The organism is Vibrio mediterranei (genome assembly GCF_900088415.1).
GTDB lineage: Bacteria > Pseudomonadota > Gammaproteobacteria > Enterobacterales > Vibrionaceae > Vibrio > Vibrio mediterranei.
This window is the reverse complement of record NZ_FLLQ01000004.1, coordinates 44,340-70,545: the sequence shown is the minus strand read 5'-3', so window position 1 is coordinate 70,545 and position 26,206 is coordinate 44,340. Positions and strand designations below refer to the sequence as shown.

General features: G+C 44.4%; 24 protein-coding genes. 12 read left to right on the top strand and 12 right to left on the bottom strand.

Annotated elements, in window-relative coordinates; all coding sequences use genetic code 11:
- Window positions 1-6 precede the first annotated feature (6 nt).
- The 9 genes from VME0621_RS12830 to pspF form a co-directional block, all read right to left on the bottom strand.
- A complete protein-coding gene (locus VME0621_RS12830) occupies window positions 7-957 on the bottom strand; it encodes a LysR family transcriptional regulator (protein WP_062460948.1) in 951 nt (316 codons plus the stop codon).
- A gap of 166 nt (window positions 958-1,123) precedes the next feature.
- Window positions 1,124-2,554 (bottom strand): DUF3943 domain-containing protein, encoded by a 1,431-nt coding sequence (locus tag VME0621_RS26825; protein ID WP_082795544.1) that lies wholly within the window; start codon window positions 2,552-2,554, stop codon window positions 1,124-1,126.
- A gap of 291 nt (window positions 2,555-2,845) precedes the next feature.
- A complete protein-coding gene (locus tag VME0621_RS12820; RefSeq protein WP_062460951.1) occupies window positions 2,846-3,778 on the bottom strand; it encodes a LysR family transcriptional regulator in 933 nt (310 codons plus the stop codon).
- A gap of 170 nt (window positions 3,779-3,948) precedes the next feature.
- Window positions 3,949-4,734 carry a peptide ABC transporter ATP-binding protein gene (locus VME0621_RS12815; RefSeq protein WP_006073870.1) on the bottom strand — a complete coding sequence of 262 codons (786 nt, stop codon included), beginning with the start codon at window positions 4,732-4,734 and terminating at the stop codon, window positions 3,949-3,951.
- Window positions 4,731-5,726, bottom strand: a complete 996-nt coding sequence (locus VME0621_RS12810) for a peptide ABC transporter ATP-binding protein (RefSeq protein WP_006073871.1) — start codon at window positions 5,724-5,726, stop codon at window positions 4,731-4,733. Before VME0621_RS12810 ends, VME0621_RS12815 begins: the two co-directional genes overlap by 4 nt.
- A complete protein-coding gene (locus VME0621_RS12805; protein ID WP_006073874.1) occupies window positions 5,726-6,613 on the bottom strand; it encodes an ABC transporter permease subunit in 888 nt (295 codons plus the stop codon). Before VME0621_RS12805 ends, VME0621_RS12810 begins: the two co-directional genes overlap by 1 nt.
- A complete protein-coding gene (locus tag VME0621_RS12800; protein ID WP_038228144.1) occupies window positions 6,600-7,562 on the bottom strand; it encodes an ABC transporter permease in 963 nt (320 codons plus the stop codon). The genes VME0621_RS12805 and VME0621_RS12800 overlap by 14 nt, the downstream gene beginning before the upstream one ends.
- On the bottom strand, window positions 7,563-9,182 hold the full coding sequence (locus tag VME0621_RS12795) for an ABC transporter substrate-binding protein (protein WP_006073878.1): 1,620 nt from the start codon (window positions 9,180-9,182) through the stop codon (window positions 7,563-7,565).
- A 140-nt stretch (window positions 9,183-9,322) separates the two neighbouring features.
- Complete coding sequence (gene pspF, locus VME0621_RS12790) at window positions 9,323-10,342, bottom strand: phage shock protein operon transcriptional activator (protein ID WP_062460954.1); 1,020 nt, start codon at window positions 10,340-10,342, stop codon at window positions 9,323-9,325.
- Between the two features lie 190 nt (window positions 10,343-10,532).
- On the opposite strand from pspF, the gene pspA reads away from it, so the two are divergent.
- From pspA to pspC, 3 genes are read left to right on the top strand one after another with little or no spacing between them, the layout of a single operon-like run.
- On the top strand, window positions 10,533-11,201 hold the full coding sequence (gene pspA / locus VME0621_RS12785) for a phage shock protein PspA (RefSeq protein WP_006073881.1): 669 nt from the start codon (window positions 10,533-10,535) through the stop codon (window positions 11,199-11,201).
- 19 nt (window positions 11,202-11,220) lie between these two features.
- The gene (gene pspB / locus VME0621_RS12780; protein ID WP_062460957.1) at window positions 11,221-11,457 is read left to right on the top strand and encodes an envelope stress response membrane protein PspB; all 237 of its coding nucleotides are present in this window, start codon (window positions 11,221-11,223) and stop codon (window positions 11,455-11,457) included.
- Window positions 11,417-11,836 carry an envelope stress response membrane protein PspC gene (pspC, locus tag VME0621_RS12775; protein WP_172427828.1) on the top strand — a complete coding sequence of 140 codons (420 nt, stop codon included), beginning with the start codon at window positions 11,417-11,419 and terminating at the stop codon, window positions 11,834-11,836. The genes pspB and pspC overlap by 41 nt, the downstream gene beginning before the upstream one ends.
- Before the next feature lie 81 nt (window positions 11,837-11,917).
- Here the strand turns inward: pspC and VME0621_RS12770 are convergent, their stop codons facing one another.
- Complete coding sequence (locus tag VME0621_RS12770; RefSeq protein ID WP_062460961.1) at window positions 11,918-12,814, bottom strand: LysR substrate-binding domain-containing protein; 897 nt, start codon at window positions 12,812-12,814, stop codon at window positions 11,918-11,920.
- A gap of 102 nt (window positions 12,815-12,916) precedes the next feature.
- On the opposite strand from VME0621_RS12770, the gene VME0621_RS12765 reads away from it, so the two are divergent.
- From VME0621_RS12765 to VME0621_RS12740, 6 genes are all read left to right on the top strand, one after another.
- Window positions 12,917-14,242 carry a 6-phospho-beta-glucosidase gene (locus tag VME0621_RS12765; protein ID WP_062460964.1) on the top strand — a complete coding sequence of 442 codons (1,326 nt, stop codon included), beginning with the start codon at window positions 12,917-12,919 and terminating at the stop codon, window positions 14,240-14,242.
- Window positions 14,243-14,263: 21 nt separating this feature from the next.
- Window positions 14,264-15,031, top strand: coding sequence for a carbohydrate deacetylase (locus VME0621_RS12760; protein ID WP_062460967.1), 768 nt, complete (start codon window positions 14,264-14,266; stop codon window positions 15,029-15,031).
- Between the two features lie 167 nt (window positions 15,032-15,198).
- Window positions 15,199-16,233: an efflux RND transporter periplasmic adaptor subunit gene (locus tag VME0621_RS12755; protein ID WP_006073890.1), complete on the top strand. Its 1,035-nt coding sequence runs from the start codon at window positions 15,199-15,201 to the stop codon at window positions 16,231-16,233.
- Between the two features lies 1 nt (window position 16,234).
- Window positions 16,235-17,311 (top strand): efflux RND transporter periplasmic adaptor subunit, encoded by a 1,077-nt coding sequence (locus tag VME0621_RS12750; protein ID WP_038222853.1) that lies wholly within the window; start codon window positions 16,235-16,237, stop codon window positions 17,309-17,311.
- Window positions 17,311-20,412: an efflux RND transporter permease subunit gene (locus VME0621_RS12745; protein WP_062460970.1), complete on the top strand. Its 3,102-nt coding sequence runs from the start codon at window positions 17,311-17,313 to the stop codon at window positions 20,410-20,412. Before VME0621_RS12750 ends, VME0621_RS12745 begins: the two co-directional genes overlap by 1 nt.
- 60 nt (window positions 20,413-20,472) lie before the next feature.
- Window positions 20,473-21,078: a DNA-3-methyladenine glycosylase I gene (locus VME0621_RS12740; protein ID WP_197498259.1), complete on the top strand. Its 606-nt coding sequence runs from the start codon at window positions 20,473-20,475 to the stop codon at window positions 21,076-21,078.
- A 3-nt stretch (window positions 21,079-21,081) separates the two neighbouring features.
- Here VME0621_RS12740 and VME0621_RS12735 read toward each other — a convergent pair whose 3' ends face one another.
- Window positions 21,082-21,876: a fumarylacetoacetate hydrolase family protein gene (locus VME0621_RS12735; protein ID WP_062460975.1), complete on the bottom strand. Its 795-nt coding sequence runs from the start codon at window positions 21,874-21,876 to the stop codon at window positions 21,082-21,084.
- Window positions 21,877-22,004: 128 nt separating this feature from the next.
- Here VME0621_RS12735 and VME0621_RS12730 point away from each other — a divergent pair, with 128 nt between their 5' ends.
- Entirely contained in the window at window positions 22,005-22,685 is a 681-nt protein-coding gene (locus VME0621_RS12730; RefSeq protein ID WP_062460977.1) for a DNA-3-methyladenine glycosylase I, read from the top strand.
- 100 nt (window positions 22,686-22,785) lie between these two features.
- Here VME0621_RS12730 and VME0621_RS12725 read toward each other — a convergent pair whose 3' ends face one another.
- Window positions 22,786-23,301 carry a glycine cleavage system transcriptional repressor gene (locus tag VME0621_RS12725; RefSeq protein WP_062460980.1) on the bottom strand — a complete coding sequence of 172 codons (516 nt, stop codon included), beginning with the start codon at window positions 23,299-23,301 and terminating at the stop codon, window positions 22,786-22,788.
- Between the two features lie 290 nt (window positions 23,302-23,591).
- Here VME0621_RS12725 and VME0621_RS12720 point away from each other — a divergent pair, with 290 nt between their 5' ends.
- Entirely contained in the window at window positions 23,592-25,007 is a 1,416-nt protein-coding gene (locus VME0621_RS12720; protein WP_062460983.1) for a coniferyl aldehyde dehydrogenase, read from the top strand.
- Between the two features lie 22 nt (window positions 25,008-25,029).
- Complete coding sequence (locus VME0621_RS12715; RefSeq protein WP_062460987.1) at window positions 25,030-26,205, top strand: iron-containing alcohol dehydrogenase; 1,176 nt, start codon at window positions 25,030-25,032, stop codon at window positions 26,203-26,205.
- Window position 26,206: the final 1 nt, after the last annotated feature.

Sequence of the window (26,206 nt, the reverse complement as noted above, 5' to 3'; positions counted from 1 at the left end):
ATCAAACTAGGTTTTGTCTAGCTCTATGTCAGGTTGCAGAACTTTGTTAAAAAAGCTTTGTATTGTCTGGTGTAAATACTGATTGAGAGGATAGCCACGCTTGGCTTGCAAATAACCACCAACGACAGACACGCTTCTTAACTCTTTGGGCATAATCGGAAGTGGATAACAGGAGAGCTCGTCGCTGTGCGTGAGCAAGTAACTACTACTAAACTTGAATGCATCCGACTTAGTTAGTTTATCAACTGCGATAGGGATACTGTGTGTATTCAGCACAATATTAGGCGTGTAACCTTTTGAAGTAAAAAGTGCATTTGTATAAGGATCACTCTTAGCACTCACAGCATCCGAAAAAAGCTTAACCATTGGAAGCTTATGAATAACCTCCCAGTCAGAAGTCTGACTCAATACAGGATGGTTTTTTCGTGCAACTAGGTTGATTTTAATATCAGATAAATGATGCGTATAGATGTCTTGAGGCAACGAGTAAGGCTCAAAATGAACCAGGTAGTCGATGTGACGCTCGAGTATTTGGGAAAGTGTGTCCTGCTGCCAGTAAACCATAGACAAGCTTGCCTTAGGCAAGGCATCGGCTAAAGCTTGGTATATCCCTCGTCCAAATATCTCAAGCAAACTTAACTCAAATGCAATTACTATAGAGCCTTCGTAACTATGAGGATCAAAGGTACTATAAGCATCTAGCACTTCAGTAAACGGAGTCAACATATTGTCTGCAGCTTCTGCTAACTTTTCAGCAAGCTCTGATGGCTCTACACCATGCGCCTTACGGATAAAAAGTTGATCGCCAAAAGTCTCCCTTAACTTTGCCATGCCGCGACTAACACTGGTTTGAGAAATCCCAAGGATTTCACCTGCTTGAGAAACATTACGTGTTTCAACAACCACTTTTAAGAGAGTTAAGAGATTTAAGTCGAGATCTTTTATTGATTTGCTCATCCATGAAGCCTTTCTAATGCCATCCATCAAACTTAAAAGTAACATTTGGCAACATAACCATCAACAAGCATCAACAAGCATCAACAAGCATCAACAACTGGGGGAATCTATAGGAAATCACACCAGAACAATACAAGTATTCTGGTGCGTTTTCGTTAAGCTAGCGCTATATCTGCTCCCCTTTACCAAACCGATAAACCAATCGACCTGTTGCTATGTTCTCGCTCGCTTTTGCTGAAGGTCGCCCTGAGTGTCTCCACTCGGCTTGCAGAGCCCAGTTTGGGTGAAGTGCATAATGCAACCCTGCTCCTGCGTTTAGCTTGAACTGTTTGGTTTTAGTGTCCTCATTTTTCATGCTTTCACCAAAGCCAGCTGTCAAAAATGGGCGTAGTTTGGAGTCCGAATTAAAGTAATAAAGGCCATTTGCACTGTAGCTTTCGTAGGTCACAGATTGACGAGTGTTTCGGTCATTCAGCGACGCTCGAGTATAAGTTAGGTGTCCAGACAATGCAGGGCTAAAGTGTAAGCCCACCGTAAAGGAGACACCCATACCTGAGTCTAACTCCCAGTAATCCGATGGCTCTACATAACTCGCACCCGCCGAAACTCCAATGATACTATAAGTCACAGGGTCTTCACTGCTTTGAGAGTGGTAGCTCTTTCTAGTTCGTGACGAGCCCGGAGTCGCATCGAGAGCGTACTGCACTTCAAATCTAAATTGACGCTCGGAAACACCATTCGGCGTGTTGACATTTTGTACCCCAATGAACCCGGTACCTGCTTTTACAATCTCTTTTCCTGCCAGATGGTTAACGCCATTTCCAAGACCATCAACAGGGTCAAGTAAGAACATCGATATGTTACCCAATGACTTTGAACCCCAGACCGTTCCCCCTGTTAATCGGATTTCTTGCTCTTTATTGTAGGCCCACTCGCCGTATACCCAACCTAGGATAGGCGTAACAAAAAGATCCTGAATAGAAGGGACCTCAGCAAAGGCTTCGATGCCATATTCCCAATAGAACGTCGACATCATGGCTGAGTATACAAACGAGTCCCACTGTCGATAACCAGATTTACGAGCAGCTTGATAGTACACTCCTCCGAAATAAGGGTGGCCGATATAGTTGATAGCCCAGTCGTCGCGATCCCAAGTAGGACCACTGCTAACGTTATCAACCCATTTACTAAACAGATCGTCCCCGCCTTTTTCCCAATTTGTGATGGACTCTGGCATGAGAGCTAAAGCACCCGCTACACCTACACCATAGGCAGCAATTGACTTTGTTTGCGACCATAGCCTAGCGCCATCTTCACCATTTTGAGGAGAGAATAAAGACACACGATAAGGGTTGCTGTAAACGTGGTTGGTGTCTGAAAGCTCTTCCCATGCTGTATTGGACTTCTCTGGGTGAGTTCGGATAGTAAAATCCGAACTCTGAGGTTGTGCGATCTCTGAGAATTCGGTCAGTGACGCTTCCCAGTGTTCGACTAGCTGAGATTGCTGATGGTCACTATCTAGTGGCAGTGCATTGGATAAAACAGGAGCGCTTAATATTACCGATGCGGCAAGCGCAGGTCTGATTAGAGTATTCATTATAGTGTTTCTGCTTCTGATATATGTAATTTATGTCCATCCTTTGTGAGCTCTGAAATTCATATTCCTTAGATTTCGTCGTCATCAATCGTTTCTCAATTAATGAAACGTGATGTTTTGTTGGGAGGGAGTTTAAAGTCGTTACAGAAGCAAATGAACGTATATCAGAAATTCAAAATTGATGTATCAGAAAGCTGATATATTAAAGAAAATGAAATGAAGGTCTGTTGACAGAGAGGGGAATTAGACCTGTGCGAGCCCCTATTAGAGTACTCGCTATGCCTTAGGTTGTTAGAAGGACGGCTGCTCTATAGAGTTGAAAAAAGTCTCTAGTGTTTGATGAAGAAACTGATTGATTGGTTGCCCGCGTTTTGATTGAAGATAGCAACCGGAAACACTGATCTTTCTCATGTCTTTCGAAATTTTTGGTAGTGGGTAGCACTCGAGTTGATCATTATGAGAAAGTAAATAACTACTGCTGAACTTGATTGCATCCGAGCTTAGAAGCTTCTCTACTGCAATAGGCACACTGTGAGTAACCAAGCAAACCTTGGGCTCATAACCTTTACTAAGGTACATTTCATCATACGGGTCATGCTTGGCTTTCATCGCCTCTGCTACCAATTTAACGAGAGGAAGGTGGTGAATATCTTCCCAGTTCGTCGATTTACTGAGGACTGGGTGATCCTTTCTAGCAACAAGGCTAATAGCAATCTCCGAAAGGTGATGAACATATATGTCTTGAGGAAAAGGCATCAAAGTATAATGAATCATATAATCTAACTGTCTGTTGAACATATGATGAAGTGACTCTTCTTTCCAATACACTACTCTTATTTGCGCATTTGGTAATGCTCGATTGAGTGCTCTGTATAAACCCGGTCCAAAGATCTCGAGTAGACCAAGTTCCACCGCAATAGAAACGCTGCCATTGTACTCTGAAGGGTCAAATGTCTGATAGGCTTCTAACACCTCACTGAACGGCTTTAACATATTTTCCGCGGCTTCAGCCAGTTTCTCCGCTAGCTCAGACGGCTCTACACCATGTGCTTTGCGAATAAACAACTGGTCACCAAAGGTTTCTCGCAGCTTTGCCATACCACGGCTGACACTAGTTTGCGAGATTCCCAAGACTTCCGCAGCTTGCGAGGTATTGCGAGTTTCTACAACGATACGAAGTAGCTTTAGTAGGTTAAGGTCAAGTTCCTCTAGTTTGGATTGCATACCAAGCACTTCCTTATAAATCTTTGTTATTACTATAATAGTATAGAAAAAAACATCGGCCTGACTAAGGACGCTCGATGCTGCAATTTGCCTAACGGCTAGCGTTGATTGAGGAATAGTTACAAGTATCCCATAGTAGACGTTTGAGTGATTTCGCTAGATGATAACTGCTACCTATGCATTGGGGTTTTACGGAAATGACTTTCCACCATACGCTGAGTCACAATATGTTGTGGGTTGGTCATTATCTCGTTCGTGTTGCCATATTCCACTACATCGCCTTCGTGCATCACCATGACCTTGTCGGTAATGTGTTTGATAATGCCTAAATGTTGTGACACGTAAACGAACGCAACTCCCATCTCTTCTTGAAGTTCTAAGAATAGATTAATAATTTGCGAGCGCATCGCCATATCGAGGCCGTTTAGCGCTTCATCTGCGACGATAATGGATGGTTGAAGAATCAAAGCACGAGCAAGGCAGACACGCTGCTTTTGACCGGTTGCCAGCATCTGAGGGTAGAAGTAAGCGTGCTCTGGAAGTAAACCGACGCGAACCAGAGTATCTTTTACTCGTCGCATACGTGCTTCTGGAGGCATATTGGTATTCCGTTTTAGCGGGCCTTCCAAAATACGACCAATCTGAATTCTTGGATTCAAAGACGTGTTTGGGTCTTGAAAGATCATGCGAATCAGTTTGCAACGGGTGGAGTAATCTTCGTGTTCAAGTAAATCGCCATTGACTCGAATTTCTCCCGCGGTTGGTTCAACTACACCCGCAAGCATACGAGCTAGTGTGGATTTACCAGAGCCATTCTTGCCAATAAAGCCGATAGTTTGCCCAGCCTCTAGGTCAAAACTCACCGGTTTGACTGCGTGCTGAACTTTCTTCTTAAATAGCTTAGATCGAGTTACAAAGTCTTTTTTTAATCCGGAGACTTCTAACAACGCGCTCATGCTTTTTTCTCCGTATTAAGAGGGAAGTGACAACTGTATTTATGATTCTTAATGCGTTTAGCGCTAGGGATTTCCACGCATTGTCTTTGCGCATAGGGGCAACGAGGCCCAAGGCGGCAACCAATCGGTAAGTGCTGCAATGGTGGAATAGAACCTGGTAAAGATTGCAGTTTCTCTTTGTGCGGAATCCAATCGCCAAAATCCGGCATTGCCTTGAGCAGCGCCACTGTATAGGGATGCTTGGGTTTCGCGAGTAGTTTTGCGGTATCCGCCGATTCGACAGATTGACCACAGTACATCACTGTAATTCGAGTCGCCCACTGAGTAATCGTTGTTAAGTCGTGACCAATCAGAATGATGGTGGTGTTATTTAACTGATTCATACGACTTAAAAGACGCAATATTTGCGATTGAGTAATTGGATCCAAGTCGTTGGTTGGTTCATCGGCAATCAGCAGCTTTGGCTTGGTTGCAATTGCCATAGCGATCATGATTTTTTGACATTCGCCATCAGTGAGCTCGTAGGGGTAGCTGTTCATGATACGGGTATGGTCTTTAATGCCAACCTTATGAAGTAACGCGATAGCTTGCTTTTTACGCCACTTAAATCGCTCCCACCATTTACCTTCAAAGGAACGAGAAGGGATCGACTCTATAAGCTGCTTGCCCACTTCGTCAGACGGGTCTAGACAGGTTGAAGGTTCCTGGAAGATCATTGCCACATCGCGAGCAATAACACGTCTGCGCTCACGAGGCGTGAGTTGTAGTAGATCGATATTACCTAACCGCATTCTATCGGCAGTCACGCGCCAGTTGTCCTTACAGACACCAACAATGGCTTTGGCAACAAGACTTTTTCCTGAACCGGATTCGCCAACCAAACCTCGAATTTCACCTTCATTAATGGTGAAGCTCATGCGATCCACCGCTTTGACGAGACCTTGTGGTGTCTCGATTTCGATGGTTAAGTGTCGAATATCTAAAACTGGCATTATTCGATCCCCGCGTTTAGTGCGCTGCGCACACCTTCACCAACAATATTCACCACGACAACGGTAAACAGAATAGCTAAACCTGGAAGGATAACGGTCCATGGTGCTAAATAGAGCAACTCGGCGGCATCACCTAACACTGCTCCCCATTCGCTGCTTGGGGCTTGTGCGCCAAGGCCAAGGAAACCAAGGGCGGTAATGTCTAAAATGGCGATGGATAATGCAAATGTTACTTCGGCTGCAATGACCGTTAGTATATTAGGCAATATAGAGTTCCACAGCAGATAAAAGTCGTTCGCACCGTCTAAACGAGCAGCCATGATGTAGTCTTTTTCAACTTCGGTATGAACCGCAACATAGATTGAGCGAATGAATCTAGGAATGAGCGCTAAACATATCGCTAATAGAATGTTGAACTCACCGGGACCTAAAAATGCTACGAAAATGATCGCTAGTAGTAGCGATGGGATAGACATTACGGTATCGAGAAGGTGGTTCAGCGTACTCGAGAGCAGGCCACGTGTCATTCCTGCTAATATACCAATCAAGCATCCTACTGCTGCTGCAATCGCGGTAATGATGATTGCTGCGCCAAAAGATAGGCGAGAGCCATCGATAATGCGTGACAAAATATCGCGACCTAAATCGTCAGTTCCAAAGAAGAAATCGACGGTACCTTGAGGATCCCAAGATGGTGGAATCAACAAATAGGAGCTCTGCGCCATTGGGTCGTAGGGAGTGATAAATGGCGATGCAATAGTGATGATAATGACAAAGACCAAACACCAAAGGCCAAACATTGATAGGCTATTCGAGCGGTAACTACGCCAGAATCGCTCAAGCTGAGTAGGAATGCGCTCTTCTTGGTAGACGTTATCTGACAGCATACCATTCCTTCCTTACTAGAGGGTTGACCATCGCACCCAACAAATCTGACAAAATGCTTGCTGCTAAGACGATAGAAGCCACGACCAAGACGCCTGCTTGAATTGATGCGTAATCCTGATTGGAGAGCGCATCCAGCAGCCAACGTCCAATACCCGGCCAGTTAAAAATAGACTCGGTCATAATGGCAAGTGTGATCATACTTGAGAGCTGAACTCCAAGTTTAGGAATAATAGGTGGAATGGCATTACGTAGCACATGCTCAATGACGATTTCATAATTCGACAAACCTTTAATTCGAGCAGCTCGAATGTAGTTTTGTCCCATTACTTCGGTTACTGAAGTACGCATCATACGGATAACTTGCATTGTTGGTGAGAGTGCTAGCACTAAACACGGCAAAATCATATGTTCAATAACGCTTTGTAACGCCTCTTTGCGATAAGGTGCGTCCGACAGCAGAGCATCAATGAGTGCAAACCCTGTGACATGATCAATTTCATAAAGTAGGTCATAGCGTCCTGCAACAGGGAACCATTGATAATTCAGCGAGAAGTACATAATCATCAATAACGCAATCCAGAATAAGGGGGCGGCATAACCCACCATGGATGAGAACGAAATGATGTTATCCAACCATTTACCCTGTCTCATACCTGCGATGGTGCCAGCTGGAATACCCACAAACACAGATATCATAAACGCGGCAAAACACAGCTCTAGAGTTGCAGGAAGTACAGCTGAAAGCTCTTGGGTAATGGGTACACCAGCTTTAGTCAGTCCAAAATCTAGACGAGACAATTGAGCGACATAATCAAGCCAGCCAGGGAAAAACGCTTGAGTAGTCCAGAAAGAATCAGGGTCAAGTCTGACTAAGCTATAGCCGACGAAAGTCAGGATCAATAACGTAATGACAAATAGATTTAGTCTGCGGACAGAATACCAAAACATCTACTTCAACCTCACAACTTGATCAAACGGTTGGGCGTTGAATGGACTGGTTCTAAAACCTGTCAGGCTATCGCTATGTGCTTGATATTTTTGACCGTGTGCAATAGGCAACACAGGAACTTCCTCATTCAAAATGTTTTGTGCTTGTCGATATAGATTGAGTCGATATCTTGGTTGACTCACTTCAAGCGCCAGATCTAACAGAAAGTCAAAGTCATCATTACACCACATAGATAGATTCAAACCTTCACGTTTTGACGTGCAAGATAACAAAGGACGTAAGTAGTTATCTGGGTCGCCAGTATTTCCCACCCAACCTGTGAGCAGTAGATCAACGGACTCAATATTCGATAGCTCTTGGCGATCGACTCGATCATCGGTGAGTAGGTTAAGGGTAATTCCCACATCGGCTAAGTTAGCTTGGATAAGTTCTGCCGTTTTACGTGGACTCGGGTTGTAGACTCGTGGCTCAAGAGGTACCGCCATAGTGAGCTCTAGCCCTTTCTCATAGCCAGCCTCTTTTAGCAGCGCCATTGAATAATTACGGTCGTAGCGAATTTGAGTGGCATCTTTCTGGTGTGCCCAAGAACTTGGTGGAAGAAGGCTATAAGCTTTCTCTCCGGTGCCAAAATAAACTGCTTCGAGAATGTTGTCGCGGTTTATCGCGAGATTCAGGGCTTTACGAACTCTAGGGTCACTAAGTGCTTTATGCTGAGTATTGATAGCCACAAAAGCCACGTTCATGGCTGGTTTGGCTTGTAGAACGATGGACTCTTCATTCAATATCACAGGGATTTGGCTTGAAATAGGCGAGTTCAGGACATCGCACTCATTTCTTAATAGTTTAGCTAAGGCGCCAGCTCCGCGATGAGAGATATCAAATACGACTTGTTCCATATCTACTTTGCCACGCCAGTAGTTTTCGTGACGCTTTAGGCGAACTAAATCTGCGACTTGGTATTCGTCTAGGTAGAAAGGCCCAGTACCAACAGGGTAAATATCAATATCGAGTTTATGATCGGAAAAGACGAGTTGATCAGCATATTCAGCAGAATAGATTGGTGCGTGTGCCGTCGAAATGTTGGAAAGGAACGAGTTGTCTGGCCTCGATAGAGTAAACTTGACCGTGTTGTCATCCAATGCTTCAACTTTCTCGACCAAATTTGCGAAGTCAATGCCTGCGAACCACGGATAGACACTGCCGCCTACGTCGTGGAAGGGATTGTTAGGGTCGATAATACGCGTGAAGCTAAATACAACATCGTCCGCATTCATCGGACGTGTGGGAGTAAACCATTCAGTGGTTTGGAACTCTACACCTTTGCGCAGAGTGAACGTGTACTCTGTGCCTTCCTCGTTAACTTGCCAGGATTTCGCTAAGTTTGGAACGGGTTGGTGAGTGCCCGGGTTTAGCGTCAGTAGCGTATCGAATAACTGCGGCGCAATGGATTCGACAGTGATGCCACCGTCTACTAATTGCGGGTTAAAAGTACTAGGACGACCTTGGTCGCAATAGACGAATCCGTCTTGTCTAACTTTTGAGTGATCGACTTTTTCTTCGCAACCTGTCAATAGGATGAGACCGCAAAGTCCAAGCGATAAATTGATTAATGCCTTCATAAACACGCTACATTCATTTTAGCGAACGTAATATCTGTATTGAGATCAGGGTAATTTACCACTAAATCGTCAGCTAAACCAATAATCACAAGTACTTATCGTGCAATTGGTTAAAAAGTGTGGCGACTGTCTGACCCTGCTCAAACCAGTTTGTACTTTCGCACTAAACCTCTTAGCTGATCATAGCTCAAGCTTAGCAGCTTAGCAGCACCGCGTTGATTGTATTGAGCTTGCTTAAGTGCTTCATTAATCAACTTTATATTTTGTTCATCCTGCCATGTTTTAAAATCGAGTGGAAAGGTGAACGCCTCTTCAGTTGAAGGTTGAGAGGACAGAGACTCTTGTTCAGAAGGCTTCTCACTATGTTCCGCTCTCATTGATGGAAGTGCACCGAATTGACCTTCAAATGGATTGAATATTAATGACTCAATGGGCTGTTCATTGGTCCCTTGTTGATACACAGCACGCTCAACTACATTTTTTAATTCACGAATGTTACCTGGCCAAGGGTAGTCAGCCATGCTTTGCCAAGCTTGTTCGGTGAACCCAACAAAGAACGGTAGACCCAACTCTCGACACATTTTTATCGCAAAGAACTCGGCTAATAGTGGAATATCTTCGGGACGATGGCGCAGAGGCGGTAGATGGATCACGTCAAATGCCAGCCTATCAAGAAGGTCAGGACGGAACCTTCCTTGCTCTGCGAGTTTTGGTAAATCTTCGTTGGTGGCACAAACCAGTCGAACGTCTGCTTCCAACGCTTTTGCTCCGCCTACACGTTCATACTGCCCGTATTCAATCACTCTAAGGAGCTTCTCTTGCACAGATAAAGGGGTAGTAGCGAGTTCGTCTAAGAATAGTGTGCCATTTTCTGCTCGCTCGAATCGTCCTTGGTGACGACCTTTTGCACCGGTAAACGCGCCAGATTCGTGCCCGAACAGCTCAGAGTCGATCAGCCCTTCACTCAAGGTTGAACAATTAAGAGAAACCAAAGGTTGATCCCAACGTTTAGACAAATAGTGTAAACGCTGAGCAATCAATTCTTTACCGGTACCACGCTCACCGATAACTAATACAGGACGGTCAATGGGAGCGAGTCGAGATACTTTATCGAGTACGGCTAGAAAGGCAGGAGATTCGCCAATTAAGTTTTGTGCCATAGTGATTCCTCTAGGTTGGTAAAAATTACCAATAGTTGGCTAGAGCCATCATAGCATGTCAATCTGATTAAGCGAGTCTAATATCTATCTTATTGAATATTATGGGTTTAACAAATTGGCACGGTAATTGGATTAACAATAGCAACGATTCAGAGTTCATTGGCGAGCTCATCCAATTAGGAGAAGTAGTATGGGTATTTTTTCTCGTTTTGCAGATATTGTAAATTCAAACGTGAGCGCTTTACTTGATAAGGCAGAAGATCCAGAGAAAATGATTCGTCTGATCATTCAAGAAATGGAAGATACATTAGTTGAAGTTCGCACTAACTCAGCAAAAGCGATTGCCGACAAAAAAGAGTTAGCTCGCAAAGTGAAAGCGATTGAAGAGCAAATTATAGAGTGGCAGCAAAAAGCGACACTCGCGTTAACAAAACAGCGTGAAGATTTAGCGCGAGCAGCACTGATTGAAAAGCAGAAGCTTGAAAATGTAGTGAAAGGGCTGCACGATGAGCAAACTTTGGTGGAAGAAACCATCGACAAGCTCACTAATGAAATTGCTAAATTAGAAGCCAAAATTACCGAGACACGTGCGAAGCAGCAGGCGCTGATCATTCGTTCGGAAGCAGCAAGCAATCGTCGTGATGTGCAGAAGCACTTGCATACCAGCCGCACTCATGAAGCGATGGCGAAGTTTGAACAATACTCTCGCAAAATTGATGAACTAGAAGCGGAAGCTGACCTGTATTCGAAAACAGGTAATGCGAAATCTTTAGATCAAGAGTTTGCTGAGCTGCAAGCACAGGACGAAATTGATAAAGAGCTCGCTAAGCTTAAAGAGCAAATGAACAACGAAAAATAATGCGGATTAGGAGAAAAGTATGTCGTCATTTTTAATTGCGGGTCCATTAATTGTCTTTTTGATTTTTGTTGCACCGCTGTGGCTTTTTCTCCACTACCGCAGCAAGCGTAAATCAGAGAGTGGTCTGTCGCAGCAAGACTTCCAAAAGCTGCAATCGCTGTCTCAACGTGCAGAAAAAATGCAACTACGTGTTGATAACCTAGAGCGAATTCTGGATGTGGAATCCCCAAACTGGAGGCAAACCTATGACTCATAGAGAGCTGTATAAAGATCCGGTCAATGGCAAGCTGACAGGGGTGTGCGCAGGTTTAGCCAATTATTTCGGTATTGAAGTTTGGCTGATACGAATTCTTGTAATTTCGGCGGCGCTGTTAGGGGGGAGCTTTTTAGTCTTGTTGGCGTACGTAGCAATGAGCTTGATGCTAGAAAAGCAGCCTGACAACTTTGTTGAAGCCATGAAAACCAAGAAAGAACACTCATTGAAGAGTAAACCTTGGCAACAAGGGCAAAACGCGAAAGACTTGCTGAATACGCTAGAGCGCGATTTTGACTCGATGGAGCATAAAGTGAGAGATATGGAAGCGTATGTCACGTCAGAGGCATACAAAGTAAATCGAGAGTTCAGTAAGCTTTAATATCTTATAGCGAATGAATAAAGAGGTGCAGTGGCACCTCTTTTTTATATTTGCTGGAGAATAGATGAGAAACAGTTGTTGTTAATGCTTGTCGCGCAGTTGTTCTGTTAACCAGTTTGACAACGCTTGAAATTTTACCCGCTGTTCCATTCCTTTTGGGCAGACTAAATCATAGCCTTTACCTGATTCCACGCTGGCAAATGGAGCCACTAACTTTCCCTGCTTAATTAACGGTGCAATAAACTCCTTTCTGCCGAGAGCGACTCCCAAAGAGAGCTGGGCCGCATCTATGGCAATCCTGTTATCGCTATAATAGTCACACTTAACCTGGCAGCTGATGTTGAGCTGCATCTCATTGAGCCAGTGCTGCCAAGCAATGCTGTCGCTGTTGTGAATAAAACGCACGTCTTTTAGTTGAGAATCATCAAGATGCAGTTGGTGTTTTTCAGCGTACTCTGGGCTGCAAACCGGTATACGCTGACCAGCAAAGAGTCGCCGGCTGAAGTGGTTAGGATAAATACCTTCACTGTAAAAAATAGCAGCATCGTATGCTTCGAACTGAAAATCACTTTGATTCTGTTTGGTGTCCAGTTTGATGCTTAGATTCGGATATTGATGACGAAAATCCGGCAGTCTTGGCATTAACCACGATGATGCGAAATAGGGGGAGGTCGCGATGTATAGCTCACCCGTTAACTCACCTGTTTGGATGTCTGACAGTTCAGAAAATATAGATTCAAATGAGGTATTCAGAATACTGAAAACCCGCTGTCCTTCTGGGGTAAGTTCGAGTTTCCTCGTTTTCCTAATGAACAAGTTAAAGTTAAGCAGCGTTTCAAGCTTTTTAATGCGTTGGCTTACGCCTCCTTGAGTAAGAAATAATTCTTGTGCGGCGTGAGTGAAACTAAGATGTCGAGCCGCCACATTAAACGTATGCAAGAGTGATAACAACTGCTGTCGATTGTGGTTTAGATTCATGGATTACTCCGGCTAATGTATTGGTTCGATTTATTGGTTTGTTTAACGTTTTTCTTGATTATAAATTACATCACGTAATCTTAAATCGGAAGGGTAAACGTGATGAAGCAGACTAAAAAGCTAAAAGTAGTCGTAATTGGTGGTGGTTCGAGCTATACGCCAGAGTTGGTAGAAGGATTGTTGACTCGACATCAAGAGCTACCAATATCGGATCTTTGGTTAGTAGATATTGACGAAGGAATGGAGAAAGCAACGGTGATTGCTGATCTGACCAAAAGAATGATCGCCAAAGCCGAGTGCGACATTACCGTGCACCTGACGACAAATCGTCAACAAGCTCTAGTTGATGCAGATTTCGTTTGTTCTCAATTTCGGGCGGGCCGGATTGAAGCCCGACTACGTGATGAGAGAATAGCGTTAAAATATCGAGTTATTGGGCAAGAGACTAATGGCCTTGGGGGATTCTCCAATGCGTGTCGAACGATCCCTATAGCGTTGGAAATTGCGAAGGAGATGGAAGCGCTATGTCCTAATGCATGGTTGCTTAATTTCACCAACCCTTCGGGTATGGTTACTGAAGCGCTGACTAAGTACTCGAAAATAAAAACCGTCGGACTGTGTAACGTCCCTGTGAATATGGAGCGAGGTGCTGCTGAAATGCTGGGTGTTGATCGTAAAGACATCACTATGCAAATCGCTGGACTGAATCACTTGGTGTGGGCTCGAAAAATTCTTCATGATGGCAAAGATAAGTGTGAAGAGGTCATCAATGAACTACTTGCTGGTAACGACCGAATGACGCCGAAGAACATCCCTCCGTTTAAATGGGATGAAGGTATCATTAAGAGTTTAGGTATGGTGCCTTGCGCATACCTTCGCTACTACTATCAATCGCGTGACATTCTCGATAAAGAGTATGCTGCTTCAGCGAGTAAGAGTAATCGAGCTGATCTAGTGGCAAAAGTAGAAGCTGAGCTGTTGGAAATCTATAAAGATCCTACGTTGGATACCAAGCCTAAACTGCTTGAAGAACGTGGTGGTGCTTACTACTCTGAAGCAGCCTGTGAACTGATGAGCAGCATTCACAACAACAAGCGTTCAATCATGCATGTGAATACTCGTAATAATGGTGCGATTCAAGGCTTGCCTGATGACTGTGCGGTTGAGGTGAGCTCTATTATCACAAGTAGTGAGATTATTCCGTTAAATGTCGCGCCATTTGAAACCGGAACATTACGGCTAATTCAACTGATGAAAGAGTTCGAAACGTTAACGGTGGAAGCAGCAATTACGGGCGATATTAATCTTGCCAAGCGTGCACTCATGCTTAACCCAATTGTTGATAGTGGCCAACACATTGACGAAGCGCTAAGAGAAACGATTCGAGAGAATATAGGCTTTATGCCAGCGTTTACGCACTTCTTATAAGAATAATCAAGGTTAGTAGTTATGAAACTCATTTTGAACGCAGATGACTTTGGGCTGACTGAATCGGTGAACTTAGCTATAGCAGATTGCTTCCATGCTGGAATGGTGAAGTCGACGACGATTATGATGAATCAGCCTGCTGTAGAGCATGCCGCTGAATTGTATCGACGAGGGCTTATATCGGAGGTTGGCTTACACTTTACCGTTACCGCAGGTAGACCGATCTCAGATCCTGATCTTATCCCTAGCTTGGTGAATGATGACGGAGAATTCTTTGATAAGACGATACTGTTTAACAAATCAGATGTTTCGAGTGACGAGGTAGAAGTTGAGCTGAAGGCTCAGTACCGCGCTGCGTTAGATATGGGATTCAATATTAATCACATCGATAGTCATCATTTTGGAGGCGTCTATCGACCCCTAAAACAAGGTTTTACTCAAGCGGTGAACAAGGTTGGACTTCCCGTGCGGAGAATCGATAACATCATCCAAGGGCAAGAGTTGTTAGCTGTCCCTACACCGGATGTATTTGATATGGGGTTCTATGCTGAGGGAGCGACGATCGAACACTTAAAAGCGATGCTTCTTGCTTACCAAGAGCAAAAGCCGAGTGGTACGATAGAGCTCATGTGCCATCCCGCTCGAAAGGTTAGTGAGGAGCTTGTCGCACTCTCAAGTTACACCGACTCAAGGGTTGAAGAATGGCGAATTCTCACCAACTTAGAGATGTCATTGTGGTTGCAGCAACAAGGAATTGAGTGTGTCGGCTTTGATGCATTGAACGTATAAAATCATTTACGAAAATTCAATAGAGCAAGGTGAGGATATTCACCTTGCTCATTGGCTTGTGAAATTTAAGAAAATTAGCATAAATCTATTATTAATTAATGAGTTGCTGGCAAGGCACGATTCTCTCGACTATGTTTTAAAGTACATTAAGAACAAGGCAGTTGAGAATGAAGAGCAAGCTTTCCTTTTTGGCGATAGTCGCCAGTCTTATAAGTGGCTGTGGACAAGAACCACCGCCAATTCCTGAACCGGACTCTCGTCCAGCCAAACTGTTTAACGTCGCTGTCGGCAATAGTAAATTTGAGCGCACATTCCCTGCTACTTCAGAAGCGGGTGATAAAGCCGTTCTCGCTTTCCGTGTTCCCGGGCAATTAGAGCAAATAGTAGTCCGCGCAGGCCAACCCGTTTCTAAGGGACAATTACTTGCTCAGCTCAACCCCGACGAATATCAATTATTAGAGAAGCAAGCCAAGGCGAATTTCCAATTGGCGGATGTTCAATATCAAAGGGCTCTTAAGTTACGCAAGGATAAAGTCGTGTCCGAACAAGACTTTGACCAAGCAAAGGCAAACATGAATTCCGCTCAAGCCAATTGGTCTCAAGCTAAGGCCAATTTACGCTATACCAAATTGCTTGCCCCGTATGACGGTACTATTTCCATAATCCCTGCAGACAATTACGAGTACATTCAAGCCAAAGAAGGGGTTATGAATATCCAATCGAATCAACTTATTAAGGTTATTTTTCAGCTGCCTGATCTATTGTTGAATCGATTCCAATCGAAAAATCAAGTAGATGCTTCCATGGTCTTTGATGCTTATCCATCACGTGCTTTCGAACTAACTTTTCAAGAAATTGATACTGAGGCTGACCCAAAGACGGGCAGTTACAAAGTGACCATGATCATGGAGAGACCGACAGACGTGGGGATCCTACCTGGAATGGCTGGTCAGGTAAGCGTAGTCACTCGCAGCACTGGCGCTACGGTAATCCCTCAGTCAGCACTGTTTATGGAAGGGGATACTAAGTGTGTTTGGCGGGTTAGTGAACAAGGAATTGTCGAGAAAGTAGCAGTAGAGCTTAACGACAAGCGACAGGTTATTAGTGGGCTAAACGATGGCGATCAAATAGTAGTTTCTGGGGTGCAAGGGATTGAATCAGGTATTAAGGTCCGTGAGTGGGTCAAGGAAAGAGGGCTTTGATATGCATAGTCGCTTAGTAAGCATTCTAGTTCTTGCTGCAATAATATCAGGATGTAGCAAACCCGAAGTGGGAACGAGAGAGGAAGTTCCTAAGGTGAGAGTCACGGAGATTGGCAAAACCGAGCTGAAAAATAGTCTTTATTTTCCTGCTCTTGCTATGGCGGCGGACCGCTCTCACCTCAGCTTTAGAGTCGCAGGAGAAATCAGCTCTATCGATCTTAAAGAAGGTGATTTTGTGAAAAAAGGTGATGTGTTGGCAGTGCTTGAACCCACAGATTACCAATTGGCGGTAGATAATGCGCAAGCACGGTTTGGCGTCATTGACAGTCAATTTCGTCGCTCAAGCCCTTTGGTTAAAAAGGGACTATTAGCGCAATCACAATTCGATGAAATTGCAGCACAAAGAGCCTATGCAAAAGCGGAACTAGAGCTTGCTAAGTTACGACTATCTTTTACAGAGCTTCTTGCTCCTGTGGATGGTGTAATATCGCGAGTGTCAGCAGAACAATTTGAGAACGTTCAAATCGGTCAGCAAGTGGTCAATATCCATAGCGTTGATGAAGTAGAGGTGATTGTTCAACTCCCTGACAGCTTTTCACTAAACCAACCTACGAATCGCGATCTAGCTAGCATTGAAACTCTCGTCCGCGTGCCTTCTGGTAATGAATATACCGCACGGCTGAAAGAGTTTACCACCGAGCCTGACCCCTCCTTGGGTACTTTTACAGCTACATTAGTGCTGCCTATGCCGAAAAACGAATACATTCTAGATGGTATGGCGGTGGACGTGACATCCAAAGCTAAAGATGTTGGTCTGAATTTGACCCGAGGAGTGAGTGTTCCAATAGAGGCTGTCTTTAATCAAGATGGCGATTCGCTCAATGACAATGAGAAATTCGTTTGGCTGCTAAATGAAGACAGTACGGTAACTAAACAGAAAGTGACGACGGGTAAAGTTTCTCAAACCACAATTCAAATAGTCGATGGCTTGGAGCAAACGCAACAGATAGTGATTGCTGGTATTGCAAGGCTCAGAGACGGCATTAAAGTGGAAGTACTCTCGCAGGAGGCGAAGTGATGAACCAAGAAAAACAACAATCATTGCCTCAATCGGATGACGAGGTTACGGGCGTTGCCGCGTATTTTATTCGCAATAAAGTCATCAGTTGGATGGTGTCGTTAATATTCCTGATAGGTGGGGTTTCTGCATTCTTTGGACTGGGTCGATTGGAAGACCCGGCATTTACGATAAAAGATGCGATGGTTGTGACCTCGTACCCTGGTGCGACGCCTCAACAAGTGGAAGAGGAAGTTACGTATCCGATAGAGAAAGCTATTCAGCAGCTCACTTATGTGGATGAGATCAACTCCATATCGAGCCGTGGTCTGTCTCAGATAACTGTGACTATGAAAAACAACTATGGTCCTGATGACTTACCTCAAATATGGGACGAACTGCGTCGTAAAGTAAATGACGTGAAAGGCTCGTTGCCTCCAGGGGTGAATGAGCCATCGGTAATTGATGACTTTGGTGATGTATATGGCGTGTTGTTTGCCTTAACGGGAGAAGGATACAACTACAAAGAACTTCTAGATTATGTCGACTATCTGCGACGTGAATTAGAACTGGTAGACGGAGTCAGTAAGGTCTCGGTAACAGGTGACCAACAAGAACAAGTATTTATTGAGATTTCGATAAAACGGATCAGCGCTCTTGGTATTGCGCCAAGCACGATTTTCAATTTGCTTCAAACTCAGAACATTGTTTCTAACGCAGGTGCAACCCGAATTGGTGATGAATACATTCGTATTCAACCAACCGGAGAGTTTACGGATGTGTCGGAGCTCGGTGACCTTATCCTTACGGAAGGTGGAGCTCAAGGTCTGATCTTCTTGAAAGATGTCGCAGAGATAAAGCGAGGGTTTATCGAAGTCCCATCGAACATCATTACTTATAATGGCGATACTGCACTCAACGTAGGAATCTCGTTTGCTAGTGGCGTCAATGTAGTCGAAGTTGGTGACAGGTTATACAGACGATTAGCGGAGCTAAAATATCAACAGCCAGTTGGTATCGAAATTAACGAAGTTTATAGTCAACCAAAGGAAGTGGATAAATCAGTTCGTGGGTTCGTAGTTAGCTTGGGGCAAGCCGTTGCCATTGTAATAGTGGTGTTGCTGTTCTTTATGGGACTACGCTCGGGCTTATTGATTGGACTGATTTTACTGCTTACGGTCCTTGGGACTTTCATTTTCATGCAGTACATGGCTATCGATCTTCAAAGGATTTCTCTGGGAGCCCTAGTCATAGCGTTGGGGATGCTGGTGGATAATGCCATCGTGGTCGTTGAAGGGATATTAATAGGAACACAAAAAGGGAGGACTCGGCTTCAAGCCGCAACCGATATTGTGACGCAAACGAAATGGCCGTTGCTGGGGGCGACTGTGATTGCGGTTACTGCTTTTGCGCCCATTGGCTTGTCCGAAGACTCAACAGGCGAATATTGCGGCACGTTATTTTCCGTACTATTAATTTCACTCATGCTAAGTTGGTTTACTGCTATATCTCTTACGCCTTTCTTCGCCGATCTGTTTTTCCGAGGTATGAAGGTGAAGGAGGGAGAGGAAGGCAATGATCCTTATAACGGATTTGTTTTTGTTGCTTACCGAAAGTTCCTTGAGTTTTGTATGCATCGAGCTTGGTCGACGGTGGTCGTATTAATTATGGCACTAGTGGCGGCCTTATATGGATTTACTCAAGTTAAACAGTCATTCTTTCCAGCCTCTACAACGCCGATGTTCCAAGTGGATGTTTGGCTACCAGAAGGAACCGACATTAGAGCAACCAATACCAAGCTTAAAGCAATTGAAACTTGGATCTCTGAGCAACCAGAAGCTGACCATATCACGACAACGGCGGGTAAAGGGTTGCAGCGATTTATGCTGACTTATGCACCGGAAAAGAGTTATGCCGCTTATGGAGAAATTACCACTAGGGTCACTAGCTATGAGGCATTGCAGCCACTAATGGCTCGGTTCCGAGATTATCTAGACGCAACTTTCCCTGAGATCAACTACAAGCTTAAGCAAATTGAACTCGGTCCTGGAGGTGGTGCAAAGATTGAGGCGAGAATCATTGGCTCTGACCCGACGGTACTTAGAAGTATAGCGTCGCAAGTTATGGATATTTTGTATGCCGACCCAGGTGCTTACAACATTCGACACGATTGGCGCGAACGCACTAAAGTTCTTGAGCCTGTGTTTAATGAGAGTCAGGCTAGACGTTACGGTATTACAAAATCTGATGTGGATGATGTGCTAATGATGTCCTTCTCCGGTAAGTCTGTTGGTTTGTACCGAGATGGAACAACCTTGATGCCTATTGTGGCAAGGCTACCAGACGAAGAGCGAGTGGATATTCGTAACATAGAAGGGATGATGATTTGGAGTCCCGCACTGAGTGAGTTTATTCCATTCCAACAGGTCACACAGGGATATGATACTCGCTGGGAAGACCCGATCATTGTCCGCAAGAATCGCAAACGGATGCTGACGGTGATGGCAGATCCAGATCTACTGGGCGAAGAAACTGCTGCTACGCTCCAAAAGCGTATCCAGTCTAAAATTGAGGCGATAGACCTACCGCCAGGTTATTCATTAGAGTGGGGGGGAGAATATGAGTCTTCTGGGGACGCGCAAGAGTCTCTGTTCCAAACAATGCCTATGGGCTATCTGTTCATGTTCTTAATTACTATCTTCTTGTTTAATGCGGTGAAGGAAGCACTTATCGTCTGGCTAACTGTGCCTCTGGCCGTCATTGGTGTTACCACCGGACTACTTGCCTTAAATACTCCATTTGGTTTTATGGCATTATTGGGTTTTCTAAGTCTGTCAGGGATGTTATTAAAAAACGGTATCGTTTTACTTGACCAGATTGAGATAGAAATTAAAACCGGAAAAGAGCCGTATTTAGCGGTTGTTGATGCGGCGTTAAGTCGAGTGAGGCCAGTGTGTATGGCAGCGATCACTACTATCTTGGGGATGATTCCGTTATTACCGGATATCTTTTTCAAGCCGATGGCGGTAACAATTATGTTTGGTTTAGGATTTGCGACTGTATTGACGTTAATTGTCGTTCCAGTGCTGTATCGTATCTTCCACAGAGTTAAACCAATCTAGATATTTGGGAGCATTACGCTGCTCCCAAATACCTCTATCCATTAAGGAGAAATGAATTCGATGTGCAAACGATGCCCATGGCTTGATGAAACCAAGCAAGATTATGTGGAATATCACGATAAGGAGTGGGGTGTCCCCGTACTAGACGACCAAACTATGTTTGAGTATCTAGTGTTGGAATCCGCTCAAGCAGGATTGAGTTGGTATACCATCTTAAAACGTCGCGAAGGGTATCGAAACGCATTTGCTAACTTTGATGTAGAGAAAGTAGCCCGTTTTACCGAAGAAGATGAACGTCGTTTACGGGAAGATAGTGGGATTATTCGCAATAAATTGAAAATCAGCTCAACTATCACCAACGCTCAGCATTTCATTGAGATACAAGAAGAATTTGGTAGCTTTTGTAATTATATCTGGTCGTTTGTCGACAATAAGGTATTAGTAACTAGTCCTAAGACGCTAGAAGATTATCCAGCCACGTCTGAGGTCTCGGATCGGTTAAGTAAAGACCTTAAGAAGCGCGGCTTTAAGTTTGTTGGGTCGACCATTATCTACGCCCACCTTCAAGCGGCGGGGCTAATCAATGATCACAGTGTTTCTTGCTATCGACGCCAAGAAGTTATCGATAGCTATCCGCAGCTTGGCCTAGAATACCAGTTAGTTTAGAGGCTACTCTATGGTGTTGGAAACCTGCCCGATCCCTTCAATTGAGACCGTCACAGTATCACCCGACCTAAGTGCTCTTGTTCGACCTGGTGTACCAGCAAAAATCATATCACCAGGTCGTAGCGTAATGTATCTACTGATATAGCCAACGATTGTTGGGACATTGTGAATCATGTTTGCCAGTGTTTCTTGTTGCATGATTTTGCCATTAAGACGCGTAACGATTTCTTGTTTGCCGATATCGACATCGGTTGTAATGAAGTTAGATACAGGACCAAAACCTGTTGCACCTTTAGCACGCCACCACTGCAGGTCTTGAGCTTGCCAACTGCGCTCTGTCAAATCGTTGCCAGCTAAGTACCCAAAAACACAACTCAGTGCATTTTGATAGCTTGTGTCGTGACATGTCTTGCCGATCACAATGACAAGCTCTCCTTCAAAATGAACATTATTTGCTTCATCGGGAAATGACAATGCACCACTTAACCTAACAGCGTCGATAGACTTGAAGAAAATCTCCGGCTTTGCAGCTCCAGAGTTGCCTGCATGACTGCGAAAATTGAGGCCGACAGCGTAAACGCTACCGTGAGTAATAGGGGCCAGTAATGTTGCTTCATTAGCTGTGATTACTTTTACGGTAGAAGGACTATCAAATGGCCTTGAAGACAAAAGGTCATAGTGGTTTGGGCTTTGTTTTGAGACGCGTACCCAGTGTTGTTTGTTTTGATACTCGACGAGTCCATATTGTGCCGCTATCGATTGAAATGGTAGAAAAATCAGTAACAGTATAAGTCTCATTGCCGCCGTCCTAGAATAGGTTCCTGAATACATCTATGAAAGTGTGCTCAACAGAGTATAGTGATGAGTCATTAATTACGTGAAAATCGATGTCTGGTTCAATAGAACTTAGTAGGTAGTGGAAAGATATGGAAAAATTTGATTCGATTTACGCCAGAGCGGCAGATAGAAAAGGTGGCGAGCAAGGACTTGAGTCGATCGTCTCCAAACCACTGAGCCGAGATGAGGTGGCAGCTATTCCTGAAGATCGTTGGTTGTCTGCGTTTTCAATGAAAGTGTTCCAAAGTGGAATATCGTGGAAAGTGGTAAGAAACAAATGGCCAAACTTCGAGGAACATTTTTTCCAATTCAGAATCGACCCGCTACTAATGCTGTCTGAAGAACAGTGGGAACAAAAAGCCCAAGACCCAAAAATCATTCGTCATATGACTAAAGTCATGTCGATACCAGTTAATGCTTCGATGATCCAAGCCGCTCGCTACGAGCACGAGTCTTTTGCGCAAATGGTAGCCGATTGGCCGAAAGAATCGATCGTCGAACTCTGGGCACACCTTAAAAAACATGGCGCAAGACTCGGCGGAAATACTGGACCTTATGCGTTAAGGCAATTGGGTGTAGACACCTTTATTTTATCAAATGATGTAGAAGGCTATTTACGTAATACTAATATCATTGACTCGGGTAGAGGGACAAAACGTGCGATGAATGCTGCAAACAAAGCATTTATGGAATGGCATCAAGAGTCGGGTCGGTCACTTTCAGAAATCAGCCAAATCATTGCTTATGGTTTTGGCGATAATCGAGTTTAGCTAGGTAAGGGAGACTTTCTCTTCCAATGTCTTTGAGACATAAGTTCCCCCTGCTGCGCAGGGGGAAGATTTAGTTGGGCAAACTCTTAAGTAAATCTATTTATGATTCCAGAATCACTCGCGTATCTTCACTCAACGATTCTAACTCACTTGCCACATCTTTAATTTGCATTGCTGCAGGTATTTTGAGCGCCATTGTTGCTGTAAATAGGCTTGAACCAATACCACCGCCCCCTGCGATAAATACACGCTGGCAGTCCATATCTAGAATACGAATATCTTGCCCATCTAAGAACTGGGTGATTTCGTTAACGATACCGGCTCGGTCGTTAGCATCTAATCGTAACTGGAATACCTCTTCTTGGTCATGACGATGCTCAGCGGTATCGGTGATTTGAACTAATAACCCTTGCTGTTCACTGAAAGCACTTTTGACTGCTTGAACATTGTCCGTAGGAAGTTCGACTTTTATGACGGCGGCCACATGGTCTTCGATAAAATTCACTTTGCTCACCAGCCATTTACCGCCGTTTTCGTGGGTAACTGATGCAAGGTTTTTAATGGTGGCTGGGCTAGCTTGGCCAACAAAGTTGACAATGAAAGTACTGCTGCTCATACGATTCCCTCCACAGGTTTAAAACCAACAACTATTTGAATAGTTAACTCCAGTTTAGATCTAAAAAAGGTCGGTCGCATGATGAACGTCAAGTATTCACTCTAAAAACAAAACAAGATTATTGAACTGTAGTTAGGCGCACAATTTTCATGGTTTTTATTTGGTCAACAAAGAGTTAGCCATAATACCTCTCCCTTTCGCAGACCTAATTTACAGTTCTCTGACATTTAATTACTAGACCGACCGGTTTGTTTTGATTATTGTGTGATCACTTTCTTAGGAGGACAACCATGCAAAACACGACTTTTGATGATTTGAAACTCATTCACAAGCGATTAAAAAAGCACTATCAAAGTGAACCAATGCCAAGCTATGAGGCTCGTGTTGCCGTGCTTACGTCGTTAAAAGTGTCGTTGCAACAATTCAGTGACGCGCTTTGTGATGCTCTGGATAAAGACTATGGAAAGAGAAGCCGACAGGACACATTAGTTGCCGACGTCTTGCCATGTATTGGCAATATTGACCACACCCTATCCCAGTTAGCGCAATGGATGAGTCCATGTCCGAGAGACGCGGGCCCATTACTTTCAAGCTCAACTGTAGAGGTGGTGTATCAACCTAAAGGAGTTGTCGGCATCGTTACTCCTTGGAACTTCCCTGTCATGCTTTCTATTGGTCCTTTGATATCTGCGATTGCTGCGGGTAACAGGGCGATGATCAAACTGAGTGAGTTCACCCCTGCCACCAATTCGGTCATTCGTGAAATGCTTGCAAGCTGCTTTAGCGATACTGAGGTTGTCGTCATTGAAGGTGAGGCCGATATTGCTGCTCAGTTCACCTCTTTACCATTCGACCATTTGCTCTTTACTGGCTCGACAGAAGTTGGTCGTAAGGTCATGAAAGCTGCGTCAGAAAACCTAACGCCAGTCACCTTAGAACTTGGCGGCAAGTCGCCAGTTCTTGTCGCGGATGACGCTGAAATTGAGATGGCTGTGGAACGCATTATTTATGGCAAGAGTTTGAATAATGGTCAGGTGTGTGTAGCTCCTGATTATGTATTGATTCCCGAAGGCAAGCAGCACGCTTTTGTTAAGGCATATGTCGAGCATTATCAAAAACTGTTTCCCCAAGGGGTAAACAGCGACTCGATGACTAGTCTGATTAATCAGCGTCAGTTCCAACGTCTTCATGATTTGCTCTCCAATGAAGTAGCGGCAGAGTCTCATGTTACTGCCTGTCATAAAGAAGCGCTCGACGTGGAAAGACAACTGATGGCGACACACTTAATTGTTAATCCATCTCTGCAATCACCGGTTATGACTCAAGAAATTTTTGGTCCCTTATTGCCGATCATCACCTATTCCAACATTGATGGTGCAATTAACTTTATTACTGAGAGACCAAGGCCCCTAGCACTTTATCTGATGAGCGAAGATGACTCATTGCAACGCAAAGTTGCTAATCAGGTGCACTCTGGTGGCATGTGCATTAATGACTGCGTTTTCCACCTAGCGGTCGATGATGCGCCATTTGGAGGTATTGGTGAGTCTGGAAAAGGGGCTTACCACGGTAAAGAAGGCTTCCTAACTTTCTCTCACGCCAAGACGGTGATGACGACCGATGCACAGCAACACAATGTCAGCTTATTACTTGGCCCTGAAGATAACGAATTCAAACGTGCAGTACTAAAAACACTGTGCGCATAACTGACTAATTGGAGATTCAACTATGAATAACTTTACTTTCAACCTTAGAACCGTCGTTCACTCTGGTGCATCATCCGTAGAAGCGATCCCAACCCTGTTTAAAGCGAAAGGGGCGCAGCGAGTGTTGCTGGTCAGCGACAAAGGTCTTGAGTCATTAGGTTTTGTCGAGCGTTTGGCATCGCTGTTTTCGACGGAAGAGAACGTGAAGCTTGCGGGTATTTACACCGATATTGAAGCGGACGCGAGCTGTTTGGATATTAATCGCGCTCTGGAATTTGCAAAACAGGTGAATGCAGACAGTATTTTGGCGCTCGGCGGGGGGAGCGTTATCGATGCATCAAAAGGTATCAAATATGGTTTAGAACATAAGCTTGATGATATCCGTGATGCGATTCAAGGTGGTGGGCGTCTTGAAGTTGGTCCTGATGTAAAACCGTTTTCAATTCCTCATATAGGCGTACCGACTACGGCAGGTACAGGTGCAGAAGCATCGCCTATCGCTGTTTTTTATAATGACAGAGAGCAGGTTAAAGCGAGTTTAGTCGTCTCTGGACTTGAGTGCGATATTGCGGTTTTAGACCCTGAGCTGACAGTGAATTTGCCAGCAGCGTTAACAGTATCGACAGGTATGGACGCATTAACTCATGCTATTGAAGCGTTGGCATCGCCGTTAAGTAATACCTTCACTGATGCTTATGCGACTCAGGCGTGTCGCTTGATATTGAATAACCTACCGCAAGTACTTCAGTCTCCGCAAAATGTAGCGGCTCGTAGTGAGCTCCTACAAGCAAGTACCATGGCTATTTCTGCGTTCTATTCGTCTTTAGGTGGTATACCGATCCATAACTGCGCGCACGCATTTGGCGCGATAGCGCATATCCCACATGGTGATGCCAATAGTGTCTTATTACCAGTGGTGATTGAAGCACTTCCAGAGTTTTACCTCCCAAGCATTAACAAATTAGCAGCGGTGTTTGGTATATCACCTAGCTTAACAGACGCCGAAAAACACCAAGAGGTTGTACATTCATTACGTGCCTTCCAGACGTTAGTGAATGCGACGCAGAGCTTTGCCAAATGGAACCTAGATGACAACAAAAAAGCGCAGATTGTCTCTGGGATAGAAAAAGACATCAGTTTCCAGTTCTACCCGATTGCTCAAGAAAAGGTCACCGCAATACTCGAGACTACTTGTTAAT

Coding starts and splice junctions, on each gene's coding strand:
- VME0621_RS12830 (WP_062460948.1), bottom strand. CDS start 957: ATGAGCAAATCAATAAAAGATCTCGACTTAAATCTCTTAACTCTCTTA.
- VME0621_RS26825 (WP_082795544.1), bottom strand. CDS start 2,554: ATGAATACTCTAATCAGACCTGCGCTTGCCGCATCGGTAATATTAAGC.
- VME0621_RS12820 (WP_062460951.1), bottom strand. CDS start 3,778: ATGCAATCCAAACTAGAGGAACTTGACCTTAACCTACTAAAGCTACTT.
- VME0621_RS12815 (WP_006073870.1), bottom strand. CDS start 4,734: ATGAGCGCGTTGTTAGAAGTCTCCGGATTAAAAAAAGACTTTGTAACT.
- VME0621_RS12810 (WP_006073871.1), bottom strand. CDS start 5,726: ATGCCAGTTTTAGATATTCGACACTTAACCATCGAAATCGAGACACCA.
- VME0621_RS12805 (WP_006073874.1), bottom strand. CDS start 6,613: ATGCTGTCAGATAACGTCTACCAAGAAGAGCGCATTCCTACTCAGCTT.
- VME0621_RS12800 (WP_038228144.1), bottom strand. CDS start 7,562: ATGTTTTGGTATTCTGTCCGCAGACTAAATCTATTTGTCATTACGTTA.
- VME0621_RS12795 (WP_006073878.1), bottom strand. CDS start 9,182: ATGAAGGCATTAATCAATTTATCGCTTGGACTTTGCGGTCTCATCCTA.
- pspF (WP_062460954.1), bottom strand. CDS start 10,342: ATGGCACAAAACTTAATTGGCGAATCTCCTGCCTTTCTAGCCGTACTC.
- pspA (WP_006073881.1), top strand. CDS start 10,533: ATGGGTATTTTTTCTCGTTTTGCAGATATTGTAAATTCAAACGTGAGC.
- pspB (WP_062460957.1), top strand. CDS start 11,221: ATGTCGTCATTTTTAATTGCGGGTCCATTAATTGTCTTTTTGATTTTT.
- pspC (WP_172427828.1), top strand. CDS start 11,417: ATGTGGAATCCCCAAACTGGAGGCAAACCTATGACTCATAGAGAGCTG.
- VME0621_RS12770 (WP_062460961.1), bottom strand. CDS start 12,814: ATGAATCTAAACCACAATCGACAGCAGTTGTTATCACTCTTGCATACG.
- VME0621_RS12765 (WP_062460964.1), top strand. CDS start 12,917: ATGAAGCAGACTAAAAAGCTAAAAGTAGTCGTAATTGGTGGTGGTTCG.
- VME0621_RS12760 (WP_062460967.1), top strand. CDS start 14,264: ATGAAACTCATTTTGAACGCAGATGACTTTGGGCTGACTGAATCGGTG.
- VME0621_RS12755 (WP_006073890.1), top strand. CDS start 15,199: ATGAAGAGCAAGCTTTCCTTTTTGGCGATAGTCGCCAGTCTTATAAGT.
- VME0621_RS12750 (WP_038222853.1), top strand. CDS start 16,235: ATGCATAGTCGCTTAGTAAGCATTCTAGTTCTTGCTGCAATAATATCA.
- VME0621_RS12745 (WP_062460970.1), top strand. CDS start 17,311: ATGAACCAAGAAAAACAACAATCATTGCCTCAATCGGATGACGAGGTT.
- VME0621_RS12740 (WP_197498259.1), top strand. CDS start 20,473: ATGTGCAAACGATGCCCATGGCTTGATGAAACCAAGCAAGATTATGTG.
- VME0621_RS12735 (WP_062460975.1), bottom strand. CDS start 21,876: ATGAGACTTATACTGTTACTGATTTTTCTACCATTTCAATCGATAGCG.
- VME0621_RS12730 (WP_062460977.1), top strand. CDS start 22,005: ATGGAAAAATTTGATTCGATTTACGCCAGAGCGGCAGATAGAAAAGGT.
- VME0621_RS12725 (WP_062460980.1), bottom strand. CDS start 23,301: ATGAGCAGCAGTACTTTCATTGTCAACTTTGTTGGCCAAGCTAGCCCA.
- VME0621_RS12720 (WP_062460983.1), top strand. CDS start 23,592: ATGCAAAACACGACTTTTGATGATTTGAAACTCATTCACAAGCGATTA.
- VME0621_RS12715 (WP_062460987.1), top strand. CDS start 25,030: ATGAATAACTTTACTTTCAACCTTAGAACCGTCGTTCACTCTGGTGCA.